Origin of the sequence: Halomarina salina (genome assembly GCF_023074835.1) — an archaeon.
Classification (GTDB): Archaea; Halobacteriota; Halobacteria; order Halobacteriales; family Haloarculaceae; genus Halomarina; species Halomarina salina.
The window spans coordinates 217,567-229,731 of record NZ_JALLGW010000001.1 but is presented as its reverse complement, the minus strand read 5'-3'; the positions used below and the strand labels follow the sequence as shown (position 1 = coordinate 229,731).

At 68.5% G+C, this 12,165-nt stretch carries 10 protein-coding genes; 3 read left to right on the top strand and 7 right to left on the bottom strand.

Annotated features, from left to right (window positions below):
- Window positions 1–20 precede the first annotated feature (20 nt).
- The 3 genes from MX571_RS01180 to MX571_RS01170 form a co-directional block, all read right to left on the bottom strand.
- Window positions 21–1,313 carry an MFS transporter gene (locus MX571_RS01180; RefSeq protein WP_247413765.1) on the bottom strand — a complete coding sequence of 431 codons (1,293 nt, stop codon included), beginning with the start codon at window positions 1,311–1,313 and terminating at the stop codon, window positions 21–23.
- Window positions 1,314–1,623: 310 nt separating this feature from the next.
- On the bottom strand, window positions 1,624–3,768 hold the full coding sequence (gene nasA / locus MX571_RS01175) for an assimilatory nitrate reductase NasA (RefSeq protein ID WP_368408966.1): 2,145 nt from the start codon (window positions 3,766–3,768) through the stop codon (window positions 1,624–1,626).
- A 39-nt stretch (window positions 3,769–3,807) separates the two neighbouring features.
- Window positions 3,808–5,571: a nitrite/sulfite reductase gene (locus tag MX571_RS01170; RefSeq protein ID WP_247413764.1), complete on the bottom strand. Its 1,764-nt coding sequence runs from the start codon at window positions 5,569–5,571 to the stop codon at window positions 3,808–3,810.
- A 480-nt stretch (window positions 5,572–6,051) separates the two neighbouring features.
- On the opposite strand from MX571_RS01170, the gene ddh reads away from it, so the two are divergent.
- Window positions 6,052–6,960, top strand: coding sequence for a D-2-hydroxyacid dehydrogenase (ddh, locus tag MX571_RS01165; RefSeq protein WP_247413763.1), 909 nt, complete (start codon window positions 6,052–6,054; stop codon window positions 6,958–6,960).
- A 32-nt stretch (window positions 6,961–6,992) separates the two neighbouring features.
- Here the strand turns inward: ddh and MX571_RS01160 are convergent, their stop codons facing one another.
- On the bottom strand, window positions 6,993–7,181 hold the full coding sequence (locus MX571_RS01160; RefSeq protein WP_247413762.1) for a hypothetical protein: 189 nt from the start codon (window positions 7,179–7,181) through the stop codon (window positions 6,993–6,995).
- A 156-nt stretch (window positions 7,182–7,337) separates the two neighbouring features.
- Here MX571_RS01160 and MX571_RS01155 point away from each other — a divergent pair, with 156 nt between their 5' ends.
- Both MX571_RS01155 and katG read left to right on the top strand, forming a co-directional pair.
- A complete protein-coding gene (locus MX571_RS01155; protein ID WP_247413761.1) occupies window positions 7,338–7,733 on the top strand; it encodes a RidA family protein in 396 nt (131 codons plus the stop codon).
- A gap of 177 nt (window positions 7,734–7,910) precedes the next feature.
- Window positions 7,911–10,058 carry a catalase/peroxidase HPI gene (katG, locus tag MX571_RS01150; protein WP_247413760.1) on the top strand — a complete coding sequence of 716 codons (2,148 nt, stop codon included), beginning with the start codon at window positions 7,911–7,913 and terminating at the stop codon, window positions 10,056–10,058.
- A gap of 189 nt (window positions 10,059–10,247) precedes the next feature.
- On the opposite strand, the gene MX571_RS01145 is transcribed toward katG, so the two are convergent.
- The 3 genes from MX571_RS01145 to MX571_RS01135 form a co-directional block, all read right to left on the bottom strand.
- Entirely contained in the window at window positions 10,248–10,409 is a 162-nt protein-coding gene (locus MX571_RS01145) for a hypothetical protein (RefSeq protein WP_247413759.1), read from the bottom strand.
- A 15-nt stretch (window positions 10,410–10,424) separates the two neighbouring features.
- The gene (locus tag MX571_RS01140) at window positions 10,425–11,144 is read right to left on the bottom strand and encodes a helix-turn-helix domain-containing protein (protein ID WP_247413758.1); all 720 of its coding nucleotides are present in this window, start codon (window positions 11,142–11,144) and stop codon (window positions 10,425–10,427) included.
- Window positions 11,145–11,233: 89 nt separating this feature from the next.
- The gene (locus MX571_RS01135; protein ID WP_247413757.1) at window positions 11,234–12,022 is read right to left on the bottom strand and encodes a helix-turn-helix domain-containing protein; all 789 of its coding nucleotides are present in this window, start codon (window positions 12,020–12,022) and stop codon (window positions 11,234–11,236) included.
- Window positions 12,023–12,165 lie beyond the last annotated feature (143 nt).

The following is a 12,165-nucleotide window of genomic DNA, read 5'->3' as shown; positions in this document are numbered from 1 at the left end:
TGAGCGGGAGCTGCGCCGCTTCAGTCGTCGCTCCCGACGAATCCGGCGGTGGTGGCCTGCTCGGCGACCGTGGGCCGGAACACCCACGCCGCGAGGAGCAGGATGGGCACCATCGACACCCCGACGACGGCGTAGCCGGTGTGGAGGTTCGGCAGCATCGGCGCGGCGTACACCAGCGGGTAGACGATGCCGCCGACGGTGCCGATACCGCCGACGACGCCCGCAACGGCCCCCGAACTGTCCGGGAACATCGCGGGCACCTGTGCGAAGATGGCCCCCTCGGCGAACGCACAGCCCATCCCGACGAGGAAGCCCGCGGCGACGGCCAGCAGCACCTGCCCGCTGAGTCCCGCGAGCGTCATGACGAACATCGTCAGGACGACGAAACACAGCGAGACGAACGTCCACTGCTCGCGGTAGCGACCGTGGAACACCGGCAGGATGTCGCGTTCGGCGCGGGCGAGGCGGTCGCTGACGTAGCCGCCGACGGGCCGGAGCAGTCCGGCGGCGACGGAGAACGTCGCGGCGAACGTGCTCGCCAGCACGAGGTCGTTCGTGTCGAACCCCTCGCGGTAGTACGTCGCGAGCCAGCCGTTCATCGACAGTTCGAGGCCGAACGTCATCACGTACGCCAGCGCGAGGACGACGGTCCCGTACCGGGTCGCGGTGTAGAACCACTCGTCGAAACTCGCCTTCTCCTTCGTCGCCTGGCGCTTCGTCTCGCTCTTGGCCGCCTCGCCGAGCAGCAGGTAGGCGACCCCCAGCAGGATGGAGACGATACCGGTGTAGAAGAACGCGGCCCGCCAGTTCGTCGAGAACAGCGGTCCGCTCCAGTCGCTCGGGAACACCCGCGGCAGGATGAGCGCCCCACCCGCTGCCCCGGCGTTCCCGATGCCCGCGTAGATGCCCTCCGCGGTCCCGAGTTCCTCCTCCTCGAACCACTCCGAGACGTGCTGGATGCCGATGACGAACGTGATGCCCGCCGTCGCCACGATGAGCCGCTCGACGAAGAACACGGTGTAGGACTGTGCGAACGCCGACGCGATGGAGAACACGCCGACGTAGCCCAGCACGATGGCGAACACCGTCGGCGCGCCGTACTTGTCGGAGAGCCACCCCGTCAGGATGCGCCCGAACGGCGCGAGCCAGATGGCCGCGCTCGCCAGGATACCGATCTCGGCCAGCGAGAGGCCGAACTCCTCGGCCATCGGCCCCGTGAACGGTGCGAACGAGAACCAGATGAGGAAGGAGAAGTTGAACCCGACGGTCGCCAGCACGAGCGTCCGCCACTTGGTCATCCGAACGAGTCCCATCTCACCGACCCTCCGGTAGTGTACGTTTCGTCACCTGTATCGTCAGATTGCTCTGTCTCATGTGTCGTTCCTCGATGGTTCCGTGCGGTATTTCCGTAATAAGCGCTCCCCTGAAGCGAACATTCACTCTTGGGTGGCCCTCGGAGACTGGGTCATGCGTCGGTACCGGTTGAAGGTATTCTAGGGATATCTGCGATTTCAGGCCCTCTAGCGAGTGTTTAGCGGTCGCTCCTCGGGCCACCGCTCGCCCCGCGAGCGTCCTCCGTCGCCGACCAGGTCGGTCGGTGCGCTGGCCGTGCCGCCCTCGTCGTCAGTCGTCGCCGCTCGCTCGCTGTGGGTGGGTCGCGGCGACCGGGTCGTCGACCGGTACCAGCCTGACCGCACACTGCTTGTAGTTCGGTTCGTCGGAGCGCGGGTCGGTCGCCGGGAGGGTCAGTTCGTTCGTCCTCGGGTGGTGGATGGGGAGCCAGACGAGGCCCTCCGGGACGGCCTCGTCGGCGTCCACGTCGACGGTGATGCTCGCGCGCCGCGACTCGACGGCGAGTCCGTCGTCGCCAGCGTCACCGCCGTCACCACTGCCGCCACCGACCGACGCCAGCGTCGCCGGGTGGACGCGCGCGGTCGGTCGCTCCGGCGCGTCGGCTCCGCGCGAGCGGACCCCCGTGTTGTAGCCGTCCGGTTCGCGGCCCGTCGTCAGCGTCAGCGGGTACGACTCGTCGGTCGGTTCCGCGAGGCCGCCGTGACCGCCGGTCGAGAAGCGCGCTCGACCGGACGGAGTGGCGAACGACCAGCGCTCCGTGCCACCCTGTGCGTCGTCCGCTGCGTCCTCGCTGCTCGCTTCACCCTCGTAGTACCGGTAGCCGCCCGCCGACCGGGCGTCCGGTGCCGGCCACCGGACCGCGCCCTCCGCGTCGAGGCGGGGGTAGCTCATCCCCGAGAGGTCTGCGGGCGTGCCCGCGGTGAGCGCCGCCAGTTCCTCGAAGACGGCCTCCGGGTCGTGGTCGCCGAACAGGCCCGGAACCAGCGCGTCGCCGATGCGCTGGACGATGTCGAGGTCGGTTCGGACGCCAGAGGGCGGGTCGATGGCGGCCCGCACGCGCGAGACGCGACGTTCCATGTTCGTCGTCGTCCCCTCGGACTCGCCCCACGTCGCGGCCGGGAGGACCACGTCGGCGAGTTCGACCGTCTCCGTCCGGAAGGCGTCCTGCACGACGAGGAACGCGTCGTCGAGTCGCTCGCGGGCGCGGCTCGCGTCCGGCAGCCCCGCGACGGGGTTCGTCGCCACGGTCCAGACGGCTTCGACCGGCCCGTCGTCGACGGCCTCGACGAGTTCTACTGGCCCCGGACCGGGGTCGTCCGGGAGTCGGTCGACCGGGACGCCCCACGCCTCGGCAACGGTCCGGCGCTCGTCCGGGTCCGTGAACGAACGCTGGCCGGGCCAGGAGCCCTTCGAGGAGCAGACGCGGGTGCCCATCGAGTTCGCCTGGCCGGTGAGCGAGAACGGGCCGCTCCCCGGCCGGAGGTTCCCCGTGGCGAGACACAGGTCGACCAGCGCACCCGCCGTCGCCGTCCCCTGCGTACTCTGGTTGACGCCCATTCCCCAGTAGCAGAGCGTCTTCCGGGTGAACGCGGTCGCCAGCGCGTCCAGCGTCTCCTCGTCGACGCCCGCGGTGGCGGCGGCGCTCGCGGCGTCGGGTAGCGTCGCCCGGAGGTCGTCGAAGCCGACCGTCGCTCGCTCGACGAACGCCTCGTCGACCTCGTCGCGTTCGACGATGCGGGCGAGGATTGCCCGTGCGAGCGCGAGGTCCGTCCCCGGTTCGAGCGCGACGTGGCGGTCCGCCACCTCGGCGGTCCGCGTCTCGACCGGGTCGACGACGACGAGGGCACCGTCCTCCGCGCTCTCCGTGATCCAGCGGAACATGACCGGGTGGGCGACCGCGGGGTTGGCTCCCCAGACGAGGTGCGTCTCCGCGTCGGGGATGTCGTCGTACGTCGGCGGCGGCGCGTCGCTGCCGAACGCGTCGTAGTAGGCCGTCACCGCGCTGGCCATGCAGAGCGTCGTGTTGGCGTCGTAGAACCGCGTGCCGAAGCCGCCGCGGGCGAGTTTGCCGAGCGCGTACGCCGCCTCGTTGGTCTGCTGGCCGCTGCCGAGGACGGCGACGGCGTCGTGGTCGCGTGCGAGCGCCTCCGAGAACCGCTCGACGACGCGGCTCATCGCCAGATCCCAGGTCGTCGGGAGGAGTTCGCCGTCCTCGCGCACGAGCGGGCGCGACAGCCACTCGCCCTTCGGGTTGGCGCTCTCGTCGATACCGCGCTGGCAGGCCAGCCCTCGGCTCACCGGGTGGCTCACGTCGCCGCTCACGACGTCGATGGCCTGCCCGACGTCGGCCGTGTGCTGGAGGTGCCCGCAGCCGACCGCACAGCGCATGCAGGTCGTCGGGACGGGGTCGGTCACGGGCAGTCCTCCACGGCCGTGGCCGCGACGGTGACGCCCTCAGTCATTGGCGAGCGGAGTACCGTCGGGTGCGGTCGGCGCGGGGCTCTCCCCGTCGGCGAACGGGTACCACGACTGTTTGGCGTCGTACAGACACGGGTCCTCGTAGTCGGTCTCCTCCGGGTCGGCCAGTTCGACGATGGTCTCGTGACCAGTGGCGTCGACCCACTCCCGGAACGTCTGGCCCTCGTCGCGCAACGCGGCGAACGCGTGGAGGAGGTTGCGCAGCATCCCCGGCACCTCGTCGGCTGGGACGCGCTGGTGGACCCACTCGATGAACGACGGCTCCGCGCCGATGCCGCCGCCGACGCCGACGTCCATCGCCTCGACCATCTCGCCGTCCTTCCGGGCGCGCATCCCCTGCAGGCCGATGTCGGCGGTCAGCGCCTGCCCGCAGTCGGCGGTGCAGCCCGAGAAGTGTATCTTCAACTGGTCCACGTCGTCCGGCAGGTCGACGTTCGCCCGGAGCCAGCGCAGCATCACGGCGGTCCGCGCCTTCGTCTCCGTCAGCGCCAGCGAGCAGAACTCGGTGCCGGTACACGCCATCGTGCCGCGGGTGAACGTCGACGGCTCCGGCGAGTGCGTCTCCAGCAACGGTTCGGCGAGCAGCGCGTCGAGGGCGTCCTCCGGGACGTCCATTATCAGCGGGTTCTGTCGCCGGGTCAGGCGCACCTCGCCGCTGCCGTACTCGTCGGCCAGGGCCGCCAGTTCGACGGTCTCCTCCGCGCCCATGCGCCCCACGGGGACGCTCAGCCCGACGTAGTGCAGGCCACCGCCCTGCTCGTGGACGCCGACGTGGTCGTGGCGGCCGTCCTCGCTCGGTCGGCCCGCGTTGTACGTGTACTCGCCGCGGAGGTCGGTCCCCGAGTGACGGAGCGTGAAGTCGACGCGCTCGGCGAGCTCTTCGCGGATGGTCTCTGTCCCGTGTTCGTCGACGAAGAACCGGCCGCGGTTCTTGTTGCGGTTCTCGCGGTCGCCGGTCTCGTGGTACAGTTCGACGAACGCCCGGACCACTTCGTAGGCGTTCTCGGGCGTCACGAACACGTCGAGCGAGCGGGCGCGACGCGGCTCGCGGCCGCCGAGTCCCCCGCCGGCCCGGAGGTTGAACCCCCGGACGCGCTCACCCGCGACGAGCTTGCGAGCCGGTTCCAGCGCCACGTCGTTGATGGAGTCCTGCGCACAGCCCTGCCGACAGCCCGTGACGGAGATGTTGAACTTCCGGGGCATGTTCGCCAGCGCGTCGTCACCGCGCAGGTCCGCCTGGAGTTCGTCGAGCAGCGGCCGCGTCTCGACGTACTCCTCGGCGTCCTTCCCGGCGACCGGACAGCCCGAGATGTTGCGCATGGTGTCCCCGCCCGCCGACCGCGAGGAGACGCCGACCGCCTCGAGTTTCTCCCACACCTCCGGGATATCCTCCAGTTTCAACCAGTGGAGCTGAATCGACTGCCGGGTGGTGAAGTCGACCCAGGCGTCGCCGAACTCCGGGTTCTCGATGGGACCGCTCGCGTACTCGCGCGCCACCTCGCCGATGGCGCGCAGTTGCCCCGGCTCCAGCACGCCGCCGCAGTTCGTCAGGCGGAGCATGAAGTAGCTCTCCTGGCCCGACCGCTGGTGGAACACGCCCCAGAACTTGAACCGCGAGAACCACTCGTCTCGCTCGTCCTCGGGGATGGAGTGCCAGCCGCGCTCGGCGAACTCCAGCAGTTTCTCGCGGACCTCGTCGCCGTACGCCTCCGTCTTCCACGCCTCTTTCTTGTGGGGCATCGTCAGTCACCGACCGTCCAGTCGCTGGCGGTGTCGGTTCCCGTGTGTCTCTGTTCCATGCGAGCGCGTCCCGGACATCAGTAGATAAGGCTACTCCATATACACGTTCAAATTATACGTGGACTGGTACCGACGTATGGCATCTTCTGGGGATGCGTTAAGACATTATACACCTAATTCGGCTGAGGGTTAGTCGAACAGACAGTCGGTTTTGCCGGTCGGAAAGTTGGCTATCTACAGTTCGCTGCTGACGACCGAGTCACCGTCTCGGCGGGTCGTGGGGTGGTAGTCGACTCCTGCCACCACCTGCGGTCGGAAACGCGGGGTTCTTGGGCGACAGCGACGAAGCGCTCGCAGGTGGCGATGATGACGGTTACCCCCTCCGAGCCCCTTGTGACGACGGCATACACCTGAGCCACCTCTCGCTCACCGGACCGCACCGAACTACGCGCTTTAGTGCTCGCACCGCGAGCGTGGCGTATGCGCATCCTCGTCCACGACTCGGTCACTCCGGTGTTCGACCCGGACCTGCTCGTCGACTACCTGCGGAGCGAGGGCCTCGACGCGACGACCGACCGGCCGCCCGCTGCCTGTGACGGGTGCGTCGCGTTCGACCACGACGACGCACTGCTCGACGCGCCGTGGGTCCACGCCATCACCGCGGGCTACGACAATTACCCGGCCGAGCGCTACCGCGAGGCGGGCGTCGCGTTCACGAACTCGACGGGCATCCACGGGACGAGCGTCGGCGAGAGCGTCGCGGGGCACTGCCTCACCTTCGCGCGGCGACTCCACCGCTACCGGGACCGCCAGCACGACCGCCGGTGGGAGCGCGACCCGTACGACGCCGCGTTCACGCTCGACGGCGAGCGCGCCTGCGTCGTCGGCCTCGGGACGCTCGGGCGGGGCGTCGCCGCCCGACTCGACGCCCTCGGGATGACCATCGTCGGCGTTCGGCAGACGCCCGCCGGGGTCGTCGGCGTCGAGGAGGTGTTCACTCCGGACGCGCTCCACGAGGCCGTCACCGACGCCCGGTTCGTCGTCCTCACCGTCCCGCTGACCGAGGCGACGACCGGCCTGGTCGACGCCGAGGTGCTCGCCGCGATGCGCGAGGACGCCTACCTCGTCAACGTCGCCCGCGGCGAGGTGGTCGACCAGGACGCGCTCGTGGCGGCGCTGGAAGAAGGGACCGTCGCTGGCGCGGCGCTCGACGCGCTCGACCCCGAACCGTTGCCGGAAGACTCGCCGCTGTGGGGGTTCCCGGAGGTGCTCGTCACGCCGCACTGCGCGGCGATGACGAACGACTACCACGAGGCGGTCGGCGACCTGGTCGTCGCGAACGCGCGGCGACTCGACCGGGAGGAGTCGCCGGTCAACCGCGTCGTCTGAACCGCGTCGTCGACCGCGACCCCCGAACCGAGTCAGTCGATTCGTGGCCAGAGGACCATCGCGGCGGCCGCGATGACCGTCACGCCGAGGACACCCGCACCGAACAGGAGCGGCGTGAACTCCCCGGACGAACGGAGGACGACCGCGAGGGCACCGACCGCGAGGACGCCGCTCACCGCGACGAGGTAGCGCGGGTCGGTCCACGAGGTGGGAAACGCCATGGTCGAAATCAGGGGAGGGCGGCCTAGTTTCTTGGGCTTGCTATCCGGAACGATTACTGTCGCTCGGGACGAACGAACGGTCGTGCGAACGGGTTCGAGCGCCACGGTACCACCGCCGGTACGCGCGTTCTTGTCCGCTACCGTCGAATACCTCGTATGCGACGACAGCGAGTCCAGAGCGGCACCGAGTGGGAGGAGCGCGTCGGCTACTCGCGGGCGGTCCGGGTCGGTGACCGGGTTCTCGTCTCCGGGACGACCGCGACGGACGAGGCGGGGGTGATCGACGGCGACGCCGCCGCCCAGACCACGCGGGCGATTCGGAACGTCGACCGCGCGCTGACCGAGGCGGGTGCGGGTCTCGACGACGTCGTCCGCACGCGCCTGTTCGTCACGGACTTCGAGGGTGATTGGGAGGCCGTCGGACAGGCCCATGCGGAGGCCTTCGGCGAGGTCCGACCGGCGGCGACGATGGTGGAGGTGTCGCGGCTCGTCGACCCCGCGATGCGCGTCGAGATAGAGGTCGAGGCGGTGGTCGGCGGGGAGGGTTCGTGACGTCACGGTCCTCGACTGCTCGGCGCTGCTCGCCCGACTCCGGGAAACCACCCGCCGGAGCCGACGCGCGTGCATCGCTGAGAATTGTTTTCGCACTCGGTAAATTAGTTGGCTGGTAGCGAAGGTTCGTTCGTGAAGTAGACAATTTTAACTTCCGAACGCGATAACGACCTAGTGATGAACAGGTCAGAACCCGACTGGTGGCCCGAGCAGCTGAACGTCGACCTCCTGCAGCAGAACGTCGAGGCGAACAACCCGATGGACGAGGAGTTCGACTACGCCGAGGCGTTCGAGTCCCTCGACCTCGACGAGGTGAAGGCGGACATCGAGGACGTGATGACGACGTCGCAGGAGTGGTGGCCGGCCGACTACGGCCACTACGGGCCGCTGATGATTCGGATGGCGTGGCACAGCGCCGGGACGTACCGGGTCAGCGACGGCCGCGGTGGCGCGTCCCGTGGCGGCCAGCGCTTCTCCCCGCTCAACAGCTGGCCGGACAACGCGAACCTGGACAAGGCCCGCCGGCTGCTCTGGCCGGTCAAGAAGAAGTACGGTCACAGCCTCTCGTGGGCCGACCTGCTGGTGCTGAGCGGTAACGTCGCCCTGGAGTCGATGGGCTTCGAGACGTTCGGCTTCGGCGGCGGTCGCGAGGACACCTACGAACCCGACGACGCGCCCTTCTGGGGGCCCGAAGACGAGATGGAGACGACCTCTCCCGAGCGGTTCGACGAGGAAGGGAACCTCAAGGCGCCGCTGGGGAACTCCGTCATGGGGCTCATCTACGTCAACCCCGAGGGGCCCAACGGCGAACCCGACCTCGAAGGGTCGGCGCACAACATCCGCGAGACGTTCAGCAACATGGCGATGAACGACGAGGAGACGGTCGCGCTCATCGCCGGCGGCCACACCTTCGGGAAGGTCCACGGTGCGGACGACCCCGACGCACACGTCGGCTTCGAGCCGGAGGCAGCTCCCATGCAGGCGCAGGGCTTCGGCTGGGAGAGCGACCACGAGTCCGGCCGCGGGGCCGACACCATCACCAGCGGCATCGAGGGGCCGTGGACCGACGCCCCCATCCAGTGGGACATGGGCTACCTCGACAACCTGCTCGACCACGAGTGGGAGCCCCACAAGGGCCCCGGCGGTGCGTGGCAGTGGCGGCCGGTCGACGACGAACTCACGGACACCGTCCCGGACGCCCACGACAGCACGAAGATGCAGTCGCCGATGATGCTCACGACCGACGTCGCGCTGAAGCACGACGAGGACTACCGCGAGGTCATCGAGCGCTTCCAGGACGACCCACAGGCGTTCCAGCAGGCGTTCGCGAAGGCGTGGTACAAGCTCATCCACCGCGACATGGGCCCGCCGACCCGGTTCCTCGGTCCCGAGGTGCCCGACGAGGAGATGCTCTGGCAGGACCCCATCCCCGACGCCGACTACGAGCTCGTCGGCGAGGAGGAGGTCGCCGAACTCGAAACGGCGCTCCTCGACTCCGAGCTCTCGGTCTCCCAGCTGGTCAGGACCGCCTGGGCGGCAGCGTCGACGTTCCGCCACAGCGACAAGCGCGGCGGGCCGAACGGCGGCCGGCTCCGACTCCGCCCGCAGCGCGACTGGGAGGTGAACAACCCCGAGGAGCTATCGAGCGTCCTCGACACGCTCGAAGGCATCAAATCGGAGTTCAACGACTCCCGGTCCGACGACGTGCGCGTCTCGCTCGCCGACCTCGTCGTCCTCGGCGGCAACGTGGCCGTCGAGCAGGCGGCGGCGGACGCGGGCTACGACGTCGACGTCCCGTTCGAACCGGGCCGGACCGACGCCTCGCAGGAGCAGACCGACGTGGACTCGTTCGAGGCGCTGGAACCGGAGGCCGACGGGTTCCGCAACTACCTGGGCGACGAACACGACCGACCGCTCGAGGAGATCCTCATCGACCGCTCGGAGCTGCTGACGCTGACGGCCCCCGAGATGACGGTCCTCGTCGGCGGGATGCGTGCGCTCGACGCGAACTACGACGGGTCGGACCGCGGCGTCTTCACCGACCGACCGGGGACGCTGACCAACGACTTCTTCGTGAACCTGTACGACATGGACACGGAGTGGGAATCGGTCGACGACGACGACCAGGTCTTCGAGGGCAAGAGTCGCGACACCGGCGAGGTCGTCTACGAGGCGACCCGCTTCGACCTCGTGTTCGGGTCGAACTCCGAACTCCGAGCCATCGGCGAGGTGTACGGCGCGGACGACGCCGAGGAGAAGTTCGTCGAGGACTTCGTCGACGCCTGGCACAAGGTGATGACCCTCGACCGCTTCGACCTCGAGTGAACTGAGTCACGCGCTTCCGGCCGAGTTGCGCGACGGCGCTTCGAGTCGGCGTCGTCACGAACTCCGGTCCGGTTGCTGCCGCCGTGACGTATCGTCGTTCCGGTTGCACTGTGGCGCTCTCTCGTCGTCTCTCCGTCACGAGCCTCCCTGCGACCTCTCGGTCGGGGAACGAGTGTCGGGGGACCGGCGTTACGGGACGACCGTCCGCTTCCCGCGCGGATACTCGACGAACGACCGACTGCCACAGGAGCAGCTGGTGGCTCCTGTCGTGAGGACGAACTGACCGTTCTCCTTTCGAGCGCTGTAGACGGTGCCACACTGCGCGCATTTGACGGTGAGTTGTTCGGGCATGGTGGTCGTTGCTGGTCAGAGACGGTTCTGTGCCCCCTTGTTGCTACAGAACAGCGCCTGTGACATGAGCTTCTCCGTCCCACGTCGCAGGCGCTCGGAGAGCGCCTGATGCGAGATTCCCTGTAGCTCCGCGAGCTCCCCGAGGTCCGTATCACGGGGAATCTCGAAGTACCCCCGTTCGTGAGCCAGCTTCAGCGACTGGTACTGGGGTTCCGTGAGGCCGTACTGTCCGGACGAATCGCCGGTCATCGGCTGAATGGACAGGACATCGACGTCGATGTCGTGGCGCGTACAGCACTCTACCGCGTCGCTGAGGACACGGTGGGACGAGTACAACGTCCGCAGTCGCCAGCCGTCGTGGTTCGCCGAGACGTCGAGTATCGTCGCCTGCCTCGACGTGAGCAGCTTGACGACGAAGCCGACGGTCGGCCCCCACGAGAGACGATACAGGCACTCCTCGCCGTGGGCCGTGAGTCGAGTCACGTCCGTCGTCGTCGGGTCGTCGCGGAGTGTCCGCTCGACCCGGTCGTGGTCCGGGGCGTGTATCCACAGCAGCGGCAGCACCCCGGCTCCCGCCCCGGCGATGGCCCCACTACTGACTACCGCTTCGGGCAGCTGTGAGAGCGCCTCCGACAGGGCGAAGTCCTCGCACGTGACTCGTGCCTGTACGAGGACGTCCTCGCTCCGGTTGGCCTCCTCCGACTTCCCGCGTTGCATCGTCTCACCAAGTGCCATAGCAGGGACTGGGAGAGTGCGGGTGATACCTCTCTGGCCTCGTGAGCGGAACCTTTTATATCAATATTCTGGTCGGTGAGCTCGTTACTTCATATATCTTCGCCGACGCCGACCCCCGTCGGCTCGCCGATGGTGAGGGTGTTGTTGAGGAGGTTCGTCTGCCCCCGGCGCAGTCGTTCGGACGCCGACCGCGTGGAGATGTCGAGGCGGTCGGCGACGTCTCCGAGCGTCGCTCCGCGAGGGATGTCGAAGAACCCCATCTCCAGCGCGACGAGCAGACAGTCGCGCTGTTTCTCCGAGACGTTGAACTGACCCATCTTCGGCTGGGTCAACTCGTAGAGCCGAATCACCTCGAACGAGATGTCGCGGTCCCGGCAGAACGACTGGAGGTCGCCGAGTGCCGTCCGCGAACCGACGCGGAGTTTGACCAGCCAGCCGTCGTTCGTGGTCTCCGTCTGGAGCACCACCGCGTCGTTGCCCCGCAACCACGTGAGGAGGTGGTCGGCACTGTCGCTCCACGTGACGTGGTAGAGCGCGCCGTCGCCGAAGTGCCCGACGCGACGAAGCGACTCGACGGTCGGGTCGTTCGTCGCCGCCACCTCGAACTCGCGCATACCGCTGTCGGTCGCCCAGAGGTACGGGAGCAGTTCCTCGCTGGTCGGAACGAACTGCTCGAACTCCAGCGTCTTCTCCGGGACGGCGTCGAGCGTCTCGGCGAGGACGAAATCCTCGGCGGCGACGGTGAACTCGATGACGAGGCTCGTCTCCTCCTCCTCGACGTCGGGGGCGTCGTCCGCGTCGGTCGGGTCGGTCGGGGCGGTCGAGTCGGTCGAACCGGTCGGGTCGCCTGTGGGTGCGACGAGGTTGTCGAAGGTCATGGGTCTCGTGGGTGCCGCTCGTGGGACGCGTGAAACGCCGTGTTGCATCCCGCGTGGCGGCCACGCGAATGAACCATGTCACGGTGACACGACGACCGGCATCCATCTGCCCCTCTCGGAGGGACACGACACACAGTACGAGT

Coding starts and splice junctions, on each gene's coding strand:
- MX571_RS01155 (WP_247413761.1), top strand. CDS start 7,338: ATGCGACGACAGCGAGTCCAGAGCGGCACCGAGTGGGAGGAGCGCGTC.
- MX571_RS01145 (WP_247413759.1), bottom strand. CDS start 10,409: ATGCCCGAACAACTCACCGTCAAATGCGCGCAGTGTGGCACCGTCTAC.
- MX571_RS01135 (WP_247413757.1), bottom strand. CDS start 12,022: ATGACCTTCGACAACCTCGTCGCACCCACAGGCGACCCGACCGGTTCG.
- ddh (WP_247413763.1), top strand. CDS start 6,052: ATGCGCATCCTCGTCCACGACTCGGTCACTCCGGTGTTCGACCCGGAC.
- MX571_RS01170 (WP_247413764.1), bottom strand. CDS start 5,571: ATGCCCCACAAGAAAGAGGCGTGGAAGACGGAGGCGTACGGCGACGAG.
- katG (WP_247413760.1), top strand. CDS start 7,911: ATGAACAGGTCAGAACCCGACTGGTGGCCCGAGCAGCTGAACGTCGAC.
- MX571_RS01140 (WP_247413758.1), bottom strand. CDS start 11,144: ATGGCACTTGGTGAGACGATGCAACGCGGGAAGTCGGAGGAGGCCAAC.
- MX571_RS01180 (WP_247413765.1), bottom strand. CDS start 1,313: ATGGGACTCGTTCGGATGACCAAGTGGCGGACGCTCGTGCTGGCGACC.
- MX571_RS01160 (WP_247413762.1), bottom strand. CDS start 7,181: ATGGCGTTTCCCACCTCGTGGACCGACCCGCGCTACCTCGTCGCGGTG.